Consider the following 21,266-nt stretch of genomic DNA (forward strand, 5'->3'; position numbering starts at 1 on the left):
TCTAAGTTCCCTCATTCAGAAGTTATGCCCAAACCCGGGGAGGCCTGCCGGCAACGAAAAAGCCACCTTGCGGTGGCTGTTCGTTATTTAATTTCCAATTCCAGGAGGCTGTCGCTTTCGATGAAGGCTTCGAGCTCGTCGCCGACCACTACTTCGCCTACTCCCGGTGGGGTACCGGTAAAGATCAGGTCGCCGATGTTGAGCGAAAAGTAGTTGGAGATGTAGGACACCAGGTAATCGAAGTTGTAGATCATCTGGTTAAAATTGCCCTGCTGCACCAGCTCTTTGTTCTTGTAGAGGCCGAAGTTGATGGCTTTCTTGCCTTTCATATCGGCGGTGGGGATCCATTTGCCCACGGCGGCGGAATTGTCCCAGGCCTTGGCTTTTTCCCAGGGAAGGCCTTTTTGTTTCAGCTCGTTCTGGATGTCACGGGCGGTGAAGTCGATTCCGACCGTCAGCGCATCGTAGTATTTATTGGCGAATTTTTCCTGGATGTATTTTCCATTTTTAGAGATCCGCAAAACCAGCTCGCATTCATAGTGCAGTTCATTGGTGAATTCTGGGTAATAAAAGGGCGTATGCGGCTGCAACAATGCGCTTTTCGGCTTCATGAATATTACGGGTTCGTCCGGCACGGCATTGTTTAATTCTTTAGCATGGTCAGCATAATTACGCCCGACACAAAATATCTTCATAAACAAGATGGTTTATAGTCAATTCATCTGATATATACAGCCAGAAGGTCTGTATGGTCTCATAGGAGTAGGGTTCAGATTCGTCTACGGTCAATGCTAAAGTAAGTATTTGCAGGCATTTGTCATAACATAAATTCCAGATTGTTATAACTTGTCATAGCCGCTCCAATGCCAGTTGTGGCAAAGGTTTCGATAACTTCCACGCATTTGTCGATCTTCATTTTCACCAGGGGTTCTTCCTCCCTTGTCCACTTGCCCAGCACAAAGTCCACCTGTCTTCCCTTGGGGTAATTGTTGCCGATACCGAAGCGCAGCTTCGGGTAGGCGGCCGTGCCCAGCGATTCCTGGATGCTCTTTAAGCCGTTGTGGCCGGCATCGCTGCCACCCGGGCGCAGTCGTATCTTGTTCAGGGGCAGGGCCAGGTCGTCGAAGACCACCAGCACGTTTTCCAGGGCGATCTTTTCCTTGTCCATCCAGTATTTCACCGCCCTGCCGCTTAAGTTCATATAGGTGGTGGGGCAAATGCATACAAAGGTTTTTCCCTTCCACCGCACTTCGGCCTTATAGGCCAGGCGGTCCACATCGAGCTGGCTGCCATGCTTTGCCAGGAAGGCATGTACCACGTCAAAGCCGATATTGTGACGGGTATGGGCATATTCGTTCCCTACGTTACCCAACCCTGCAATTAAAAACTTCATAACTTCTGCTGATCAAAATAGTTTAATTGATTGATATCCGTGCATGGGCGGCGGCTAAAAGGCGCCAGCGTAAGAACTTTAAGTGTTTTTTTATAAAACCCCTAGTGCTTACTGCCTAAACGCCGGCCTGCCGGCCCGTACAAATATCGGTGGCAACGGGTCATGGATAGAAATAAAAAGCCCGCAATTTCTTGCGGGCTCTTCTTAGAAAAAAACTGATTGTTATTTCTTTCCTTTTGCCGGAGCAGCGGCGGCTTCTTCCTGGCGCAGGGCGCGGGTCGTCACCACAGAGGCAACCGGGATACGGGGCGAGTTGATCACCTCGTAGTTCTCGGTCGGAACGTCCTGTACCCGGATGTTGTCGCCAACTTCCATGGCTTCGATGTTCACTTCGATGTTTTCTTTCAGGAAGCGGGGATAGGTTTTCACCTTCAGCGCTTTCATTTTAGTCACCAGGCGACCACCGGCTCTTACACCGGCAGAAGTACCTACGAACGACAGCGGAATAGTGGCAACCACTTGCTTGTCTTCTACCAGTTCCAGCAGGTCTACGTGGATCAGCTCGTCGGTTACCTTGTCAAACTGCAGGTCTTTCAGAATGGCGCGGTAGGTTTTACCCTCTACAGTTACTTCTGCTACCTGGAAGCTGGCAGTGTACACTAAAGGCCGCAGGGCCTTAGCCGGAGCCGTGAAATTCACTTCCTGAGCACCCCCGTAAATTACACCAGGCACCAGTTCCTGAGAGCGAAGCCGGCGGGTGGCTGATTTGCCGAAATCGGTCCTCAGTTGTCCTTCGATTGTAATTGTCTTCATTGTTATGTTTGTTTAAGAATTGACGTTTTTTACTGCCTTCCTTCCGGGCCGGTATTAGCGGTCCCTGCGCTGCGAATGGAAGAACAGGTTGTTGATGCTCTTGTTTTCGTGGGCATTGCGGATGGCCACGGCAAACAGGTCGGCAACGGTCACTACCTGGATCTTGTCCGACTGCCCTTTCAGGGGAATCGTATCGCAAACCACCAGCTCTTCCAGCACGCTGTTGTTGATATTGTCGTAGGCCTTGCCGCTGAGCACCGGGTGCGTTACCAGGGCCCTCACGCTGCGGGCGCCTTTTTCCTTCAGCAGGGCGGCAGCCTTGGCCAGGGTACCGGCGGTGTCCACGATATCGTCCATGATCACAATGTCCTTGTCCACCACGTCGCCGATCACCACCATGCTGGCGATCTCGTTGGCCCGCTTGCGGTGCTTGTCGCAGATCACCATTTCGGCCTCGAAATAGTTGGCAACTTCCCGGATGCGGTGGCTGGCACCCACATCGGGGGCCGCAAAGGTAAGGTTTTTCAACCGTAGCTGGCTAATATAGGGGATAAAAACGGCCGAGCTGTCCAGGTGGTCCACCGGGATGTCGAAATAGCCCTGGATCTGGGGAGCGTGCAGGTCCATGGTGATCACCCGGTCGGCGCCGGCGGCGGTGAGCATATTGGCGACCAGCTTGCTGCCGATGGCCACCCGGGGACGGTCCTTGCGGTCCTGGCGGGCATAGCCGTAATAAGGCAGCACGGCAATGATCTTCTGAGCCGAGGCGCGGCGGGCAGCGTCGATCATCAGCAACAGCTCCATGAGGTTGTCGCTGGTACCATAGGTGCTCTGGATAAGGAAAACGGTATCGCCGCGGATGCTTTCGTTAAAAACGGGCTGGATCTCCCCGTCGCTGAAGCGCTGAATGGTGATCTTACCCTGCGTAGTGCCGTAACTTTTACAAATCTGCTCGGTCAGGCGCAGGGAACCCGTGCCGGCAAAAATTTTTGCTGAAGGTTGCATGTCTAAAAATGTGGCGCGAAGATATTGATTCGTCCCAACTTACCCGAGGCAAGTTTTTGCAAAAGCGGGTTAACCTGTTCTGCCAGAACCAGTTACCTTAAAAAGCAGGACGGGGCAGTAGGAAAACCGGTACAGTCTGCTATTGGCCATGCTGAAAAAAATAGTTAAAATTATTAATGCAACAACCGAACTACACCATCAAAAACTGGGCGCCGGACGACCGCCCGAGGGAAAAGCTGCTGCTCAAGGGGCCGGAAACCCTCAGCGATTCGGAGCTCCTGGCCATCCTGATCGCCAACGGCACCCGCTCGAAAAGCGCCCTGGACCTGGCCAAGGAGATCCTGCAGCTGGGAAAGAACAACCTGCCCGAACTGGGGAAGCTGGGCGTTAAGGAGCTGATGCGGGTGAAAGGTATCGGGGAGGCCAAGGCCATCTCCATTGTGGCGGCCCTGGAAATCGGGCGGAGGCGGCAGGCCCAGGCCTCCCGCGAAAAGACGGTCATCACCGCCAGCAGCGACGTGGCCCGCTACCTGCAGATCCTGCTGAAGGACTACCGCCACGAAGTCTTTGCCGTGCTGTTCCTGAACCGGGCCAACAAGATCAACCACTTCCAAATCATCAGCGAAGGGGGCATGACCGGCACCGTGGCCGACCCGCGGATCATCCTGAAACGGGCCCTGGAGGAAGATGCCGTCAGCCTCATCCTGTGCCACAACCACCCTTCGGGCAGCCTGAAGCCCAGCCGGGCCGACGAGGAGCTGACCGCCAAGATCAAGGAGGCCGCCCGCTATTTCGACATCCGCGTACTCGACCACCTGATCGTCAGCGAGGATGGCTATTACAGCTTTGCGGATGAAGGCCTTTTGTGAGGAGGAATTGGTTAATTGGGATATTAGGGGGCCTGGCGGCGGAAAGGGGCCTACATCTTTTTTCTGGCAGAAACTGGTGGTTACCAGTCTTTCTGTTCAGCCGGTCCCAATTAACAAATAAACCAATTAACTAATTTCTTCTGCAATCAGGCCTGGCCGGCGGGGCCGCCGAAGGAAAGGGGCGTCTGGTGCTCCTCCAGGTCCTTGATGGTGCCGTTGGCCGCCTCGTAGCGCTGCAGGTTTTCGGTTAGCGCCTTCATGAAGCGCTTGGCATGCTGCGGGGTGAAGATAATGCGCGACTTCACCTTGCTTTTGGGCGTGCCCGGCATCACGTTCACAAAGTCGATCACGAACTCGGCATGCGAGTGCGTGATGATGGCCAGGTTGGCATACGTCCCTTCGGCTACCTCCTCGGAAATTTCTATGTTGATCTGGTTCGGGGATGGTTGTTCCTGCATATGAAAAGTTATGAATCCAAATGTAGGCAATGAAAGGGTTTACAACGAAAAAGGCAGCGAGGGATTTCGCTGCCCCGAAAACAAAGAGGCTGTCTCCCTTGTTTATAAAACAGGAGACAGCCTCTTTTGAGAAAAAGTATAACGGTTATGTTTATTTCTTTTTCAGACGTATGGTGTAACTACCGCTAAACCCGGTGGTGGTATGACGCAGCCGTACACTCAGGCTCAAATCGCAGGGATTGACCTGGCTGGCAGGTCCCGCCACGCTTTCTGCAGAAAACACGTCGGTGCCATACGAGCCGTATACCTGCTTGGCCACCGAGATGGCGTTGGTAGCCGGGTCGATGGTCAGGATAATGGGCTTGGCGGTGCCGGCATCCACTTTATACTGAAACGAGATCTGGGTGGGGCTCACCACAGATACCTGGACGTCGTTCCCTACGCTATAATCCTGCCACTCGTCCTGCAGCACCTCGAAGGTCCCGGCATAAGCGGAAGCCACGAAGGGACAGGGTCGGAGAAACTGCACGGTAAGACTGGCCCCGGGCTGGTTGCCCACGTTGGAGCCATAGGCATCGCCTACCACGGGGAAGGCCTGGAACTTCTGCCCGTTTTGCATGGTGATATCGGCCCCGATATCAAAGTTGTCGCCCGGCTCGATATTGCCGCCGAAAAGGGTGACCAGTTGCTGGCCGGTAATGTCCACCGTGGTGGGGAAGGTCGTGATATCGGCGCGCAGCGTTTTTACATTGGCCTTATTGCCATTTTTGATGATGACAAGGTCGAGCTTCTGGGGCTTGATATCCCCGGGGAACAGCAGGTCTACATTCACCTTGCCCTTGAAAGCCGTAGGATTGACAGGGCTGATGACCTTATCGGAAGCCGCGTCGATGGCGACTGTAGGCGTCGGTACACGGGTCAGCTCGGGTATCTTCGGGTTATCATCTTTCCGGCAGGCAAAAAACAGGAGCGCAGCCAGGAAACAAAACAAAAGCGATCTTTTCATAATTAGTTTTTTAATTCATTAAGGCATCCAGAACACTTTAGCGGAAGCTTCGGAAGGATTCTTCTGGGACGGTGCATTGGCATTGGTTTCCAGTTCACCGGTATACCAGGGCAGGGAATAAGGGAACGACTTGCTCTGCTGCACCGGAACCGACTCCTGGGGACCGGGCAAATCGGGATTGCCATTGAGCGGCGGCGTTACCTTTCCGCCCGGCGCCTGGGTGGGGTCAGCGGGATTGAACAGGATGGGATAACCGGTCCTGCGATAGTCGGTATACTGGTCCACGTGGCTGCCAAAGCTGGAAATCCATTTCTCGGTCATGATAATCTCGAGCTTACGGGCAGCACTTCCCGCGGTATACAGGGCCATGACATCGTTGATGTATTTGGCCACGTCGGCCCGGGCAGTGCCGCCCGATGTACCGGCGCTGCTGCCGGGAAAGAGTTCGGGCACCGTTTGGTTCGGCTTCACAAACTGCGTAATCACGTAATCCACCTGGCGGAACGACTCTTCAATGGCCGCCCTGGTTTTGGCAGCGGCATCCCCGGCAAGCACACCCGCATTGATCAGTTCTGCTTCCAGGTACAGCCGGTCGGCATAGGTGATGAAGCGATAAGGAGCCGCGCCGGTGCCGCTGTTGGCGTCGGCGATCGTGCCGGAGCCATCATCGTACTTGCCCCCCACGGGATAAATGCCGTACAGGCTGATGTTGTTCTGCTGGTTGCGGTCGCGGTCCGGCCCCACCGAGCCAAAGTAAATAGAGACAAACCCGCTGTCGCGGTATTCGGTCTGGTCGGGAGAAATCGTCCGGGGCGATTGGGTTTTGCCCAGCTGGTTATAAATGTAATAAGGAACGCGGGGATCACGGATGCCGGTGAAGATCTTCTGGTTGTACCCCTTTAAAATTTCATAGAACCACGGACTGATGTGGTTGCTTCGCTGGGTAGCATAGTAATCGCCGAAACCGGGGTTTCGGTCGTCTGTAGCGGCATTGGTGCCATACGGCAGCATAAAGCTTTCGGAGGTTTTGCTGATCAGGCTTCCGGAGTTGACCAGCGCTGTTACCTCGGCCGTTACATTCTGCACCCGGCGCACCTGGGTGTACAATTTCAACTTGATCGTATTGGCCGCCCGTTTCCATTTGGCGGTATCGCCGCCATAGATCAGGTCGTCAGCTCCGGGCTTCTGCACGTTGGGGGCCGTGGTATTGCTCAGGTCCTTAATGCCCGAATCCAGCAGGGCGAACAGCTTCGGGTAAATTTCCTTGTCGTCGTCAAATTTCGGGTTGCGGATTCCTTGCCGCAGCTTGTTGGCCTCGGAAAAAGGTACGTCGCCAAATACATCCACCAGTTGGCTGTACGTATACGCCTTCAGCACCTTGGCAATGCCCGCATACCGGGTGTTGCCGGCTTCGGTGGCATTACTGATGATATCTTCCAGGTTCTGGAGCACGCCGTATTCCGGCGTGGTGGAAGTGGACAGGCCGGAGGCATAGATCTTGGGCCAGGCCAGCGAAATGTAGAACTCGCTGCCGGTAGCGCCGTATTGGTCGGGCTCTTCGCGGGTGCTCATCTGGTGGGTATATACGCCCAACACCTGCGACAAGCCGCCGTTATCGCCACTGCCGCCGATCGCCAGCACATCGCCGACACCCTTTTCAACGGTGGTCAGCAATTTCGATACTTCTATTTTGGTGGGGTTATTGGGGTCCGTATTGATCTCCAGGAAGTCTTTCTTGCAAGCCGCCAGCACAAACAGAGCGGGGAGGATGTATTTAAGTCTTCGCAGCATAAATCGATAAATTAAGGTAAATCAATTAAAATGTAACGTTCAGGTTAATGCCCATCCGGCGAGTGGTAGGCGCGGTAGACAGTTCGATACCCTGCGTGGAGGTATTGCCGAAGCTGTTGACTTCAGGATCGAAGCGTGTGTACTTCGGAACGTTGGGCGCCAGGTACCACAGGTTTCTGCCGGTCAAGGTCAGGCTGGCCGAACCAATAGGCAGCTTCCTGAACAACGACTTGGGCAGGTCATATCCCAGCGACACCTCTCTCAAGCGGTAAACGGTAGCATCATAAACGTTCCATTCATTAGCCGTATTGATGGCAAAGGTTTGCCCGGTAGTGGCATTGGGTGAAAAATACAGGTCGTTGGTGGTAATGCGGGTCTGGTTGGGGATTTTCTTACCACCGTCCAGAATGGGCTGGCCGGTATTGGGATCGGCATACACTCCCGGGATAATCCAGGAAGTTTCGCGGTCCCGGGTATCCTTGGAAACGCCCCGTCCCAGCAACGAGCTGATGGTTACTGAATAAATATCCCCGCCTTTGGTCATGTCCCAGAGGGCGTTGACGAAAAATCCTTTATAGGAAAGCGTGTTGGTGATACCCAGCTTCCAGTCGGGGTTGGGGTCGCCGATCATTTCCTGTTCATTGGCCTGGATCATGCCACCGGTAGCGGGGTTGATCAGCAGGTTCCCTTCCTCATCCCGCAGCGACTTAAAGCCCCGGAGGTAACCGAACGGTTTGCCGGCTTCCAGGTAGGGAGAGATATCTTCGATCACATTATCCAGGGAGATGCGTTCCACGCCCTCGGTCAGCTTTTCCACCGTGTTCCGGTTCCGGGTAAAGATCCCGCGAAGGTCCCAACTGAAGTTCTGGGTTTTCACCGGGTGCAGGGTCAGGTCCACTTCCACCCCTTTATTGGTGATTTCCCCGAAGTTTTCGATCAGGGACTGGAAGCCCGAGGAAGGAGGCGTACCGATGGGAGCGATGAGGTTGGTTGAGGTCCGGTGGTACCAGGTAAAGTCCAGGTCCACCCTTCTTTTCAAAAAGCTCAGCTGCGTACCCAATTCGACCTCCCGGGTAAATTCCGGCTTCAGGTTCGCGTTATTGGCCTGGCTCGGCCGGGAGGCGGTAGGCTGTCCCCGGAAGTTAGGATTGATCCGGTAAATATCTTGGAGATAATAGGGATCGGCATCACGTCCCACACGGGCCCATCCGGCCCGCAGCTTTCCAAAATTGAAGAGATCGCTGGTAAGGCCCAGGGCATCGGCAAACACAAAGGAACCCGAGACTGAAGGATAAAAGTAGCTCCTGTTTGCCTCGGGCAGGGTAGAGGACCAGTCGTTGCGGCCGGTTACCTGCAGGAAAGCAACATCTTTATATCCGAAGTTCACATCACCCAACAGACCCCAGATCCTTCTTCTCTGGTAATAATCATCCGTAAAAATTTGCTGCTCCGTATTCTTCAGGGTATAAATGCCCCGGGTGATAAAGCGGTTGCCGGTATTCACCTGGTCCGTTATGGTCCGCTGGTTGACGTTCTGCCCAACGGTGGCGCGCAAGGTAAAATCCTCACCTACGGAAGGTGTGAAGGTAAACAACAGGTTACTTTCGATCTCCTGCTTGCGGTAATCCTCCAGCACCAGGCGGCCCTTGGCTTCAGCGGCACGGGAGCCGAGCTCGGTTATTTCCCTACGGCCCAGCAGGTGTACGTTGCTGCCCAGGGTATAATCCACGCGGGCCCACTTGGTAAAGTTGTAGTCGGCATGGAAACCGGCCACGAAGCGCTCTTCATCGGTATTGATCCGGTTGTATTTGGCTGACCAGAGGGGATGGTCAAACTGGCCGCCGCCGTTCCAGGTAAGGCTGTTTTGCGCCTTATCCTCGAAAGGCAGGCTGACATCCCAGTTGCGGGCCAGGAACAGAGAGCGGGCAAACTGCGAAGCAGCGCCGCTGATCTGGTTTTCCCCAAAGAACCCGCCCCGCTGTACCGAGCGGGAATAGCTGAAGTTACCGCGTACATTCAGACCGAAGCTCAGCTTAGTCGCCCCGCCCATGCCAATGTTGGCCCTTTTATAGGACGAGTTGGGCACATAGCCGTTATGGGTCAGCTGCGAAGCCGTCAGGGCAACGGAGTTCTTGTCGTCCCCCCCGGTCACCCCAATGGAATTTTCGTACACGGTACCGTTATTGAACAGGTCTTTTACGTTGTTGGGATAAGCCCGGTAGGGAATGTTGGCGGAAGGGAACAGCTCGGGATAAGCCGCTTTATACGTATCCCACACAGGAATGGAGTCCCGGTCGCGGAAGGCAGGTCCCCAGGAACCGTTCGAGGAACCGGAATAACTTCCCAGCGAGCCGGCGCCGAAATCGTTCTGGTATATGGGCAGGTTGGCGATCTTTTCCACGGAAAACGAACTCCTCAGGTTTACTTCCAGCCCCTTCTTGCTGCGGGCGGCGCTGCCGGATTTGGTGGTGATGACGATCACCCCGTTGGAAGCCCGCGAGCCGTATAAGGCAGCGGCGGAAGAACCTTTCAGCACGTTCATGGACGCAATATCATTGGGGTCGAGGTTCGACAGGCCGCTGGAATAAGCACCGCCGCCGGAGGTCTGGTTGCTGGTACTTACCTGGTCGTTGCTGTAAGGAACGCCGTCCACAATGATCAGCGGCTGGTTATTGCCGAAGAACGAACTGTTGCCCCGGATCTGGATGCGGGTGGCGGCGCCGGGTGTACCCTGGCCCGAGCGGATGTCCACACCGGCCACTTTACCCTGCAGGGTTTTTAATACATCGGGCTCCGACTTTTGCGTAATGGCATTGGGATCTACCTTGCTTACCGAATAGCCCAGCGCTTTCTCCGAACGCCGGATGCCTAAGGCGGTTACTACTACTTCCTGCAGTTGCCCGCCTTTGGATAAGGTCAATTCAATGGTATTGCCGGTGGGGGTGATGGTTTGCCCCTGGAAGCCGGCAGAAGAAATGGTAATGCGGCTGTTCTGCTTCACACTGATGCTGAAATTCCCGCTCGCATCAGCGGTAGCTGCATTCTTCGTACCGGTCTCGGTAACCGTGGCAAAGGGGACCGGATTTCCGTTCTCATCCCTTACCGTACCGGTTATCGTACGGGTTTGCCCGTATGCTAACGTGCACAGCAGCATTAACATCATAGTGAGTGATGCAAATTTTCTCATGTGAACTTCTATTTTAAGTAATAAAAACGCTTCGCTACTGAACGAACTATGCTTTAGGAAAGAATCAATTATGTGAGACAAACAACGCCAACAATTTGTTGCTTCCGAAGATAAGTTTTTTTTAGAAAAACAAATATCCCCCAGGAATTTAAGTTAAAATTCACCAAAATACAACTGATCAAAAAGTAAGCAGCAGTTGCACTTTTATTTCCTGCATCCCTGCAGGGCCCGCTTCTGCAGGCAAGCGCGCTCCTTCCTCCTTCCTTTCCTTTACGGTTTGCGCCCATCGCAGCCATACCGACACCTGTTGCTTCCAACGGTAACGAACATTGGCATAATAGCGATAACCCCGGTCATAGACTGACGGTACCGAGTAACCGAACAGTACATCGTTCTCATAAACATAGAGGCGGCTGTTATAGCCATCGCTATCAAAATACTGAAGGCGCAGGTTGCCACCAAATTTATGGAACCCGCTCCAGTGTCCCTCCAGGAACCACTGGAAACCTTCCTCAGCATTTACCCCTAAACGGTCATACCACACCATATCCGTCCGCAGCCGCAGGCTTACCGCAGTAGTTAACGGATACGCCAGGTGCAACCGCCAGTCCTGACGCGCTTTTTGTTGCACCAGGGGCAACACGCGACCATCACCGGCTTCATTGATGTCCTTGCGTTCGTGTCGGTAGCGGCTGTACCCCTCCACGCCTTTTGCGCCACTAACGGTTAGCTGTACCAGGTAATCCCTGCCGCCGCCCGGTGCCCCGGCGCGGTAGCGCAGCCACGGAAAGCGGTACACATCGGCATAGGCATCCACCACCACCCCGCTCCACGGGCGCAGGCGCAGGCCGGTGTACAGGCCGCTTTCATTGGCCGGCGCCGTGTTTTCCGTAAACGCATTGCCGTAAAGGGCGCCGTATTCTTTGGCAATGCGCCGGTGCACGAGGGCCAGGTCTGCCTTCGGGTCCAGGCTGATCAGCGCGCCGTTGAGGAACGCCGCGTGCAGGGAAGGATCTACCGCCGCCTCGCCAAAGAGGTAGAGGTTGCCATACGAAAAGCTGTAGTCCAGCCCGGCATTGCTCCACGAGCGGCCCGTGGGCGCAAAGGCATCGAAAGGCGCCTCCTGCCGCTGCAGCAAATGGGAAAAGCGGTAGTGCACCGCATTCAGACCTATCCGGAAAAAGGGGGCTGCATACCGCAGGCTGCCGCCCAGCGTGGCCTGGCGCACCCGGCCCTTTGCCGATAATTCGGTGGCCGTCCGGTGCAGGCCGGAGGTATGAAAGCCGGCAAACGCCTCCTCTCCTGCCGAAGGATCCACCCTCACCGATGCATCGAGGCGCCGCAGCGAGGCAAAGGCCGTGCCCTCCCACCGGCCCTTTTGCACCGTAAGGCCCGCACCCCGGTGGAACAGCAGCTCGCCCGGCGAGCTGTACGGCCGAAGGACCGGCGACTGCCGTTTGACCGACAGCACATCGGCGCTTTTTTTGAACGCTAGCGACTGCCAGTGCAGCAGCCCCTGGCCCAGGTTGACGGTAAAATCGCCCAGGGCCAGTGCTTTGACGATGCCCAAGCGGCGAACAAACAGGTGGGCGGAATAAAAATCCACGCCCCCGGCCCTTCCCCGCCGCCACAAGGCTTCACCGGGATCTTTCTCGGCCGTTACCCCGTACTGCAGCAACGGCCCCTGCTGGTAGCGGTAGCGCAGCAGCAGGCGGCCGGCGCTGCCCGCCAGGGACGTATCGGCCGGCGCCCCGTCGAACCGGCGCACATAGCGCCACAGCAGGCTGTGCTCGCCGGCCGCCAGGCGGGCGCCCAGGCCACCGTCCCCCGCCGGGGGCCGAACCGTGCAATAAGGAAGGAGTTGCTGAATGGTGGGCAGGTCCCAGCCGGGGACCGCCTGCAGTTCGTAAATACTGATGAGGTTGCCCAGCATTTTCCGGTACTGCAGGAACTGGCCGATCTGCACCGCGGTCAGGAAGGGCATTACTTGCAGCTCGTCGGCGGTAGCCGTATTCAACTCCAGGGGATTTTTTCGCAGGTAGGCCAGCTGCTGCAACAGGTAATCATCCTCCGCCGCCTCACCCGTCCGTTCCGCCCAGTTTTCGAGCTGCTGCTTGACCCGGCCCTCCACCTCCTGCCCCCGCCCGTAAAAGCACAGGCAAAGCAACAAAAACAGCACCGCCAAAAACAGGGGCCGGTTCATTGGGCATCGGGATTTTTAAAGATCAGCAGCAGGCCGGGGGTCACGCCCAGCCGCGGATGGACCGAAGCGGTGGCATGCAGCTGGAGGTCGTACCACTGCAGGCCGGCGCCAAAGAAGTACAGGGCCGCTGCCGTGGCCACGCCGCCCCGGGCCAGCAACCGCCCGTCGAAGCGGTATTGGAGCACGGCCTGCACGTCCACGGGCTGGCCGTCGGTCTTTTCCACCCGGCCCGAGAGGGACAACTGGTCCGAAGCGTCATAGCCCAGGCCCAGGCTGTAGCTGGCCGGCAGGCGCTCCTCCTGGCGCTTGCCGATCCTGGACCGGGCGGGGTTGTACACCTGCACGCCCGCCTGCAGCCGCTCGCTCAGCAACAGCAGCACGCCCGCCTCGGCATTGACGGAAGCGGCCCGGCCATACCCGCTGATGCCTACCGTGTAATAATTGAATTGCAAGCCGGCGGCCACCCTGGCGCCCAGCTTTCGGCCATAGGCCAGCCCGGCCTGCAGCTCGTTGTTGTCGGCGCTGCCGGCATAGGTGGCATTCAGCCCGAAATTGCCCGCGATCGAAGGAAAGGCGGCCGCCAGGTAGAGCGAGGAAAGCTCCTGCAGGCCGAACCGCCGTTCGGCAAACAGGCCGGCCGACAGTTGTTGGAGGTGGGCCAGGGCGGCCTGGTTGGAGCGGAAGGCGAACACATCGGTCCCTGCCCGGCTGTAGCCGCCGCCCTGCAGGTAGGCCGCCGTCACCGGCAGGCGGAGCATCTGGGCGGCCAGCGGACGGCAAAAAAGAAAAAAGACCAGGAGAAGAGCAGGCGTTCTCAAATGACTTTTCCAGGTAATATAATTACAATATGTTTAAAATAAAAATGCAGGCGGGACTCCTTCACAGCCTGTACCTTTGCACCCATGCAGATATTAAACGGCAAAGAAGCCTCGCAGGCGATTAAGGACTCCTTAAAACTTAATGTTGCACAACTTACCTCGGAAGGCAAAACCATTCCGCACCTGGCAGCCATCCTGGTGGGAAATAACGGCGCCAGTGAAACCTATGTGGCGGCCAAGGTAAAAGCCTGTGAGGAATCGGGCTTTAAATCGACCCTCATCCGTGCAGAAGAAACGATTTCCTCCAACAAACTGCTGGAGATCATCCGCGACCTGAACGCCGACCCCGACGTGCACGGCATCCTGGTACAGCTGCCCCTGCCCAAACATATTTCGGAAAAAGAAGTGATCAATGCCATCGATCCCAGCAAGGACGTGGACGGCTTCCACCCCCTGAACGTGGGCCGCATGGTGCTGGGCCAGCCGGCCTTTATCCCCGCCACCCCCTACGGCATCATGCTGTTGCTGGAACATTACAAGGTGGAGACCAAGGGCAAGCATGCCGTAGTGATCGGCCGCAGCCATATCGTGGGCCGGCCCATGAGCATCCTGCTGAGTGATGCCGGCGCTTATGGCAATTGCACCGTAACGCTCTGCCATTCGCATACCACCAACCTCAAAGAGATCTGCCGTACCGCCGACATCGTGGTGGCCGCCATCGGCCGGCCCGAATACGTAACGGCCGACATGATCAAGGAAGGTGCCGTGGTGATCGACGTGGGCATTACCCGTGTAGCCGACCCCAGCAAGAAGAGCGGCTTCAAGCTGAAAGGCGATGTGGATTACGACAACGTCGCTCCCAAGTGCTCGTTCATCACCCCCGTACCGGGCGGCGTAGGTCCCATGACCATTGCGGCCCTGCTGAAAAATACCTACCGGGCCTGCGCAGTGAAAAACTACGAGGACGCCGAACAACAATAAAGAAGTAACGAATATCATTCGGAAGGAGGGTTCCCCGAACCTTCCTTCCTTCCTATTATGAAAGCAACACCTATCGACACCACTACGACCCTCCTTCCCGTGATGGAGCACTTTTACACCCTGCAGGGTGAAGGAGTGCACCAGGGAAAGGCGGCCTACTTCGTTCGCCTCGGCGGATGCGATGTGGGCTGTGTGTGGTGCGACGTCAAAGAAAGCTGGGAGGCCGGCAAGCACCCGCTCTACGCCGTGGAGGATATTGTCGCCACCATCAAAGCCACTCCCGCCCGGATCGTGGTGATCACCGGCGGCGAGCCCCTGCTCCACGACCTCACGGAACTCACCGCCCAATTAAAGGCCGAAGGCTTCCAAACCCATATCGAAACCTCCGGGAGCTCGCCCCTGTCCGGCACCTGGGACTGGATCACCCTGTCGCCCAAAAAGTTCAAAGCCCCCCTGCCCGAGGTGCTGGCCCGCGCCAGCGAGCTGAAGGTGGTGGTGTTCAACAAATCGGACTTTGCCTGGGCCGAGCAGCATGCTGCCCTGGTACCGCCCTCCTGCCGGCTGTTCCTGCAGCCCGAATGGAGCAAGGCCACGGCCATCACCCCGCTGATCGTGGACTACATCAAGGCCCACCCCTCCTGGCAGCTCTCCCTGCAAATCCACAAGTACATTAACGTCCCTTAAGGGTAGGAATTAGTTAATTGGTTAATTGGTTAATTGGGATATTAGGAAGCGGCCTTTCTAACATCAAGGCCTAATTAACCAATTAACTAATTAACTAATTCCCTGTAGTAATACTTATCTTCATAATATGAAGAGGCTCACCCTTTTACATTTTATATTTTGCATTTTATATTTTACATTTTCCGCGGCGGCCCAGTATGATCCTTCGAAAGTGAACAAGAAGGCGAAAGAGGCCCACCAGAAGGCATATGAAAAAGCCATGGACGGGCAGTACAATGAAGCGGTGCTGCTGCTGCAGGAAGCCGTTCAGAAAGACCCGAAATTCGTGGAGGCCTACCTGTCCCTGGCAGGGGTATACAGCGAGCAGAAAAAATATTCGGAAAGTATAGCGACCTACGAAAAGGCCTTTGCCCTGGACACGGCCTTTACCTCGGAATACCGCCTCCCCTACTCCATTGCCCTGGCCCGCCAGGGTGCCTTCGACAAAGCCCTCGAGGCCGTCAACGCCCTGCTGGCGACCCCCGCGATCTCGCCGAATACGAAAAAATCCTCCCTGGACCGGCAGAAGGCCTTCCAGTTTGCCGTGGACTTTGCCCGCAACGCTCCGAAGGACTACGTGTTCCAGCCCGTGAACCTGGGCGCCAGCGTGAACACCGCCGAATCCGAATACTTTCCCTCCCTGCCGGTAAACGGAACCGAACTCATTTTTACCCGCCGCCTGAACCGCTCCAACGAGGACTTTTTCCTGACCCAAAAAGAGGGGGGCGGCTGGAGCCCCTCCCACCGGCTGAACGGCAGCATCAACACCGCCGAAAACGAAGGCGGGGCCGTGATCGCCCAGGACGGCCAGTGGCTGGTATTTACCGGCTGCAACCGCGAGGGCGGCAAAGGCAGCTGCGACATCTATATCTCCTACGCCACCCCGCAGGGCTGGAGCGAGGCCGCCAACCTGGGCGCCCCCGTCAATACCGGAAACATGGAAACCCAGCCCTGCCTGTCGCCCGACAAGCGCGACCTCTACTTCGCCTCCAACCGGCCGGGCGGCCTGGGCGGCACCGACATCTACCGGTCGCGCCTGCAGCCTAACGGCAAATGGAGCGAACCCGAAAACCTCGGGCCGGGCATCAACACCCCCGGCGACGAGGTCTGCCCCTTTATCCATGCCGACAACCAGACATTGTACTTCGCCTCCAACGGCTGGCCGGGCTATGGCGACCACGACCTGTTCCTGGCCCGCCGGCAGCCGGGCGGCGCCTGGGGCGCCCCCCGGAACCTGGGCTACCCCGTCAACACCATCGACCGCGAGGGTACCCTGTTCGTGGCCGCCGACGGCAGCACGGCCTACTACGCCAGCGACCGCGCCGACAGCAAGGGCGGCCTGGACCTCTACAGCTTTGCCCTGCGCCCCGACCTGCAGCCCCGCAAAACCCTGTGGGTAAAAGGAAAAGTATTCGACAGCAAAACCAATAAAGGCCTGCCCTCGGCCGTGGAACTGGTGGACCTGGCCACCCGGGAAGTGGTGTCGAAAGTGCAAACCGACGAAACCGGCAACTACCTCCTCACCCTGCCGGTAGGCAGCGACTATGCCTTTAACGTCGCCCGCCGCGGCTACCTGTTTTACTCGGGCAACTTCCCGCTCCGCGGCAAGACCCCCGACAGCACCTACCAGAAGGATATCCCCCTGCAGCCCCTGGAGCTCAACGCCTCGGTGGTGCTGAACAACATCTTTTTCGACTTCAGCAAATTCGAGCTCCGCCCCGAATCGCAGGTGGAACTGGACCGGGTGGTGCAACTGCTGCACGACAACCCCGACCTGACCATCCAGATCGCCGGCTATACCGACAACGTGGGCAATGCCGCCGACAACCTCAAACTGTCGGAAAACCGGGCAAAGGCCGTCGTGGCCTACCTGGCCTCCAAAGGCATCGCCCCCAAACGCCTTACCTATAAAGGCTATGGCGCCGCCCAACCGATTAGTGACAACTCCACGGAAGAAGGACGGGCGAGGAACAGGCGAACGGAGTTGAAAGTGACGGGGAAATGAGAAGAAGTTCCTGAGTTCCTGAGTTCCCGAGTTGGCGTAACTTCGGAAGGAAGCTGCTTACAGGAGCTTTAAACTACAAAAGTCTTGAAGACTTTTGTAGTTTTTCCGTTCCACAGAAAACCGCCTAACTTAGGAACTCAGGAACTATATGAAGTCGGAACTGTTATACCAACTGGCACTGACCCTGATCCCGAACATCGGCGACGTGCATGCGAAAATACTGGTGCAGCATTTTGGCAGCGCCGGGGCCGTGTTCCGGGCGGGCAAAGGGGAAATTGAAAACATCGAAGGCATCGGCACGGTGCGGGCAAGGTGTATCCGGGAGTTCCATGACTTTGACCGGGCCGAAAAGGAGATCGGATTTTTGGAGCGGTACGGCATCCGCCCCCTGTTTCTCACCGATCCCGACTACCCGCAGCGGCTCCTGAACTGCTACGATTCGCCCACCCTCCTTTTTTACAAGGGCGCCGCCGACCTCAATGCCTCCTGGGTGGTGTCCATTATCGGCACCCGCCACCATACCGACTTCGGCAAGGCGTTTACGGAAAAGCTGGTAAAGGAGCTGGCCGAAGAAAAGGTGCTGGTGGTCAGCGGCCTGGCCTTCGGCATCGACGGGGCGGCCCATAAAGCGGCGCTGAAGCACGACCTGCCCACGGTAGGCGTGGTGGGGCATGGCCTCGACACCATCTACCCTTCCGAACACGCCGGCCTGGCCCGCGACATGGCCCGCCACGGGGGCGGCCTGCTGACCGAATTTTTGAGCACGACCAAACCCGACAAACATCATTTTCCCCTGCGCAACCGCATCGTAGCCGGCATGAGCGATGCGACCGTGGTGGTGGAAACGGCCATCAAAGGCGGCAGCATGATCACCGCCAAGCTGGCCGACTCCTACAACCGCGATGTCTTTGCCGTTCCCGGCCGGCCCGGCGATGCCAAAAGCGCCGGCTGTAACCACCTGATTAAATACAATAAGGCCATCCTGCTGACCGGCGCCGACGACCTGCTGGAGGTGATGGGCTGGAAAGAACGGAAAAAGGAGGCGGGCCCGCACCAGCGGGAGCTGTTTATTGAAATGACACCCGAAGAACGGCAGGTGGTGGAGCTGCTGCAGGAAAAGGGTACCGCCCATATCGACGAGATCAACCTGCGCAGCGGGCTCAGCAGCAGCTCCGTGGCCGCCGCCATGCTGAACCTCGAACTCCAGGGCCTCATCGCCACCCTGCCGGGCAAGCTGTATAAGCTGGTATAAAGCCTTGTTTTCCAAATTCCCCTTGTCCCCCTATCTTTGCACATGGCTGCAAATAACAACTCCTCAGAAAAGATCCAACTCGAAGGTTTAACGTTCGACGACGTTTTGCTGATCCCGGCCTACTCGGAAGTCATTCCGCGGGAAGTGGACATCAAAACCCGGCTCACCAAAGACATTACCCTGAACATTCCCCTGCTCTCCGCCGCAATGGATACGGTTACCGAAGCCGAACTGGCCATTGCCCTGGCCCGCGAAGGCGGCATCGGCATCCTGCACAAGAACATGAGCATTGAAAAGCAGGCCGACCAGGTACGCAAAGTGAAAAGAAGCGAAAGCGGGATGATCATCGACCCCATTATCCTTCCTGTCAGCGCCGCCATCGGCGACGCCCAGCGCCTGATGCGCGAGAACAAGATCGGCGGCATTCCCATCACCGACGGCGACGGACGCCTGGCCGGCATCCTCACTAACCGCGACCTGCGCTTCGAAGAAGACCCGACCCGCAAGGTGAGCGAAGTGATGACCAAGGAAAACCTGGTGACCGCTCCCGAAGGCACCGACCTGAAAAAAGCCGAACGCATCCTGCGCCAGTATAAAGTGGAAAAGCTGCCCGTGGTGGACAATTCTGGAAAACTGATCGGCCTCATTACCTACCGCGATATCCTGAAGCTGCAAAGCCATCCCCATGGCGTTAAAGACTCCTACGGCCGCCTGCTGGTAGGCGCTGCCGTGGGCATTACCAAGGACCTGATGGACCGCGTGGCCGCCGTACACCACGTAGGCGTGGACGTCATTTGCCTGGACAGCGCCCACGGCCACTCCGTAAACATCCTCAATGCCCTGAAACAGGTGAAGCAGTCCTTCCCGAACCTGAACGTCGTTGCCGGCAACGTGGCTACCGCCAGCGGTGCGGCCGCCCTGGCCGAAGCCGGCGCCGACGCCGTGAAGATCGGTATCGGGCCCGGCTCCATCTGTACCACCCGCATTGTGGCCGGTACCGGCGTACCCCAGCTGAGCGCCATCATGGAAGCCCACTCGGCCCTGAAAAGCCTCGGCATCCCCCTGATCGCCGACGGCGGCATCCGCTATACCGGCGATATGGTAAAGGCCATCGCCGCCGGCGCCGACTGCGTAATGATGGGAAGCATCTTTGCCGGCACCGAGGAAAGCCCCGGCGAGACGATTATCTACGAAGGCCGTAAGTTCAAGGAATACCGCGGCATGGGCTCCCTGGGCGCCATGTCTACCGGAAGCAGCGACCGCTACTTCCAGGATCCCCAGGCCGATGCCAAGAAGTTCGTGCCCGAAGGCATTGAAGGTCGTGTAGCCTATAAAGGAAGCCTCCGCGAGATCGTTTACCAGTTCGTAGGCGGCCTGCGTGCCGGTATGGGCTACTGCGGCGCCAGAACCATCTCCGAGCTGAAGGAAGCCAAATTCGTGAAGATCACCAACGCCGGCATGCGCGAAAGCCATGCCCACGACGTGGACATCACGAGGGAAGCCCCGAACTACAGCAGGAAATAGTCCTAAGTATACATTTTATGGGAATGTCCTGCCACCCGGCAGGGCATTCTTTTTTATAAAACAACAGCATGACGTTACGCCAGAAATTGTTGCAGCGGATCTACCCCTTGGTGATGCGCCTGAGTAAAGGGGAAAAGCGGGGAAAGATCCGGACCAACAGCCGCCCCGTGCCGCCGCCCGTTTCTTTTTACGGGCTTACGGCCACCGGCATCAGCGGCGAGGAGCTGCCCTTCAGCCGGTGGAAGAACAAAAAAGTATTATTGGTCAATACCGCCTCGAACTGCGGTTATACGGCACAGTACGATGAGCTGCAATCCCTGTACGAACGCTACCAGGATGTTTTAGTGATCATCGCGTTCCCTGCCAATGATTTCAAGGACCAGGAACCCGGAAGCGATGCGGCCATTGCGGCTTTCTGCCGGGCCCGGTTCGGCGTCACCTTTCCCGTGACCCGCAAAACGCAGGTGGCCCCGGGCAAAAACCAGCACCCGGTATTCCGGTGGCTGACCGAACCGGGCCAAAACGGCTGGAACAGCCAGGCGCCCGACTGGAATTTTAGCAAATACCTGGTCAGCGGGCAGGGGATCCTGACCCATTACTTCGGCCCCGCCGTCTCGCCCCTCTGCAAAGAAATGCTCCAGGCTATTGACCAATGACCATTGTCTATTGACCAATGTCTTCTGTCAGATCAGGTTAAAAGCCTGGGCAAAGCGGAGGATCTCGTAATGGGATTTAACCTTCAGCTTGCTCTTGATGTTGCGGCGGTGGGTGAGGGCCGTCTTTTCGGACAGGAACAGCTGGCCGGCGATCTCGGTGTAGTTATGCCCCAGGGCCATCAGCCGCAGCACTTCCTTTTCCCTTTTGGTCAGGGAGGTGAACACCTGCTGGTTGCGGCGCAGGAATTCTTTTTCCTGCATCAGCCGCTCCACCTTGGCGGTGATATGGCTTTTGGCATCGATGGGCACCGCAAGGGTCAGCAGCAACAGGGGCTGGCCGGCCCCGTCGCGTACAAAAATCTTGGTGGAACTGTGGTACCAGGTCCACTCATGATCGGGGGAAGGACGCACCTGCTGGAAGTAAGAGATCAGCTCCTCTGAATTGTTGCGCTGTACCAGCCCCAGGATCCTGGGCACATAAAATTCGGCGTCCTCGGGGTTGAAATAGGGAATCCCTGAAAATTCCAATAGGTTAATTATCAATAGATTAAGGTGTGCATTGGCTGTAAAAAAGCCTCACAA

At 56.9% G+C, this 21,266-nt stretch carries 18 protein-coding genes; 7 read left to right on the forward strand and 11 right to left on the reverse strand.

All coding sequences use genetic code 11. From position 1 onward, the window contains the following. Positions 1–83 precede the first annotated feature (83 nt). From V9K67_RS20495 to V9K67_RS20510, 4 genes are all read right to left on the reverse strand, one after another. Positions 84–695: a fumarylacetoacetate hydrolase family protein gene (locus tag V9K67_RS20495; RefSeq protein ID WP_336725729.1), complete on the reverse strand. Its 612-nt coding sequence runs from the start codon at positions 693–695 to the stop codon at positions 84–86. A gap of 122 nt (positions 696–817) precedes the next feature. Next, a complete protein-coding gene (pth, locus tag V9K67_RS20500) occupies positions 818–1,393 on the reverse strand; it encodes an aminoacyl-tRNA hydrolase (RefSeq protein ID WP_336725732.1) in 576 nt (191 codons plus the stop codon). A gap of 222 nt (positions 1,394–1,615) precedes the next feature. Then, complete coding sequence (locus V9K67_RS20505; protein WP_336725734.1) at positions 1,616–2,206, reverse strand: 50S ribosomal protein L25; 591 nt, start codon at positions 2,204–2,206, stop codon at positions 1,616–1,618. 54 nt (positions 2,207–2,260) lie between these two features. Continuing rightward, on the reverse strand, positions 2,261–3,211 hold the full coding sequence (locus V9K67_RS20510) for a ribose-phosphate pyrophosphokinase (RefSeq protein WP_336725735.1): 951 nt from the start codon (positions 3,209–3,211) through the stop codon (positions 2,261–2,263). Positions 3,212–3,387: 176 nt separating this feature from the next. On the opposite strand from V9K67_RS20510, the gene radC reads away from it, so the two are divergent. After that, positions 3,388–4,080 (forward strand): RadC family protein, encoded by a 693-nt coding sequence (radC, locus tag V9K67_RS20515; protein WP_336725737.1) that lies wholly within the window; start codon positions 3,388–3,390, stop codon positions 4,078–4,080. A gap of 146 nt (positions 4,081–4,226) precedes the next feature. On the opposite strand, the gene V9K67_RS20520 is transcribed toward radC, so the two are convergent. From V9K67_RS20520 to V9K67_RS20545, 6 genes are all read right to left on the reverse strand, one after another. After that, positions 4,227–4,538 carry a DUF3467 domain-containing protein gene (locus V9K67_RS20520; RefSeq protein WP_336725739.1) on the reverse strand — a complete coding sequence of 104 codons (312 nt, stop codon included), beginning with the start codon at positions 4,536–4,538 and terminating at the stop codon, positions 4,227–4,229. 151 nt (positions 4,539–4,689) lie between these two features. After that, positions 4,690–5,544: a hypothetical protein gene (locus V9K67_RS20525; protein ID WP_336725740.1), complete on the reverse strand. Its 855-nt coding sequence runs from the start codon at positions 5,542–5,544 to the stop codon at positions 4,690–4,692. An 18-nt stretch (positions 5,545–5,562) separates the two neighbouring features. Continuing rightward, positions 5,563–7,335, reverse strand: a complete 1,773-nt coding sequence (locus tag V9K67_RS20530) for a SusD/RagB family nutrient-binding outer membrane lipoprotein (protein ID WP_336725743.1) — start codon at positions 7,333–7,335, stop codon at positions 5,563–5,565. A 25-nt stretch (positions 7,336–7,360) separates the two neighbouring features. Continuing rightward, a complete protein-coding gene (locus V9K67_RS20535; RefSeq protein WP_336725746.1) occupies positions 7,361–10,498 on the reverse strand; it encodes a SusC/RagA family TonB-linked outer membrane protein in 3,138 nt (1,045 codons plus the stop codon). Between the two features lie 202 nt (positions 10,499–10,700). Further along, positions 10,701–12,725 carry a ComEA family DNA-binding protein gene (locus tag V9K67_RS20540; protein ID WP_336725749.1) on the reverse strand — a complete coding sequence of 675 codons (2,025 nt, stop codon included), beginning with the start codon at positions 12,723–12,725 and terminating at the stop codon, positions 10,701–10,703. Continuing rightward, a complete protein-coding gene (locus V9K67_RS20545; protein WP_336725751.1) occupies positions 12,722–13,543 on the reverse strand; it encodes a hypothetical protein in 822 nt (273 codons plus the stop codon). The genes V9K67_RS20540 and V9K67_RS20545 overlap by 4 nt, the downstream gene beginning before the upstream one ends. A gap of 84 nt (positions 13,544–13,627) precedes the next feature. Between V9K67_RS20545 and V9K67_RS20550 the strand changes: the two genes are divergently transcribed. From V9K67_RS20550 to V9K67_RS20575, 6 genes are all read left to right on the forward strand, one after another. Then, positions 13,628–14,524, forward strand: coding sequence for a bifunctional 5,10-methylenetetrahydrofolate dehydrogenase/5,10-methenyltetrahydrofolate cyclohydrolase (locus tag V9K67_RS20550; protein WP_336725754.1), 897 nt, complete (start codon positions 13,628–13,630; stop codon positions 14,522–14,524). Positions 14,525–14,581: 57 nt separating this feature from the next. Continuing rightward, positions 14,582–15,208: a 7-carboxy-7-deazaguanine synthase QueE gene (locus V9K67_RS20555; protein ID WP_336725756.1), complete on the forward strand. Its 627-nt coding sequence runs from the start codon at positions 14,582–14,584 to the stop codon at positions 15,206–15,208. Positions 15,209–15,419: 211 nt separating this feature from the next. Then, positions 15,420–17,252: an OmpA family protein gene (locus V9K67_RS20560; protein WP_336725758.1), complete on the forward strand. Its 1,833-nt coding sequence runs from the start codon at positions 15,420–15,422 to the stop codon at positions 17,250–17,252. A 148-nt stretch (positions 17,253–17,400) separates the two neighbouring features. Then, a complete protein-coding gene (gene dprA / locus V9K67_RS20565; RefSeq protein WP_336725760.1) occupies positions 17,401–18,504 on the forward strand; it encodes a DNA-processing protein DprA in 1,104 nt (367 codons plus the stop codon). Between the two features lie 42 nt (positions 18,505–18,546). Further along, positions 18,547–20,028, forward strand: a complete 1,482-nt coding sequence (guaB, locus tag V9K67_RS20570) for an IMP dehydrogenase (protein WP_336725762.1) — start codon at positions 18,547–18,549, stop codon at positions 20,026–20,028. 68 nt (positions 20,029–20,096) lie between these two features. Then, positions 20,097–20,684 carry a glutathione peroxidase gene (locus V9K67_RS20575; RefSeq protein ID WP_336725764.1) on the forward strand — a complete coding sequence of 196 codons (588 nt, stop codon included), beginning with the start codon at positions 20,097–20,099 and terminating at the stop codon, positions 20,682–20,684. 27 nt (positions 20,685–20,711) lie between these two features. Here the strand turns inward: V9K67_RS20575 and V9K67_RS20580 are convergent, their stop codons facing one another. Then, entirely contained in the window at positions 20,712–21,212 is a 501-nt protein-coding gene (locus V9K67_RS20580) for a response regulator transcription factor (RefSeq protein ID WP_336725766.1), read from the reverse strand. Between the last annotated feature and the right edge of the window lie 54 nt (positions 21,213–21,266).

Source organism: Huijunlia imazamoxiresistens, from assembly GCF_037132455.1.
Lineage (GTDB): Bacteria > Bacteroidota > Bacteroidia > Chitinophagales > Chitinophagaceae > Flavisolibacter > Flavisolibacter imazamoxiresistens.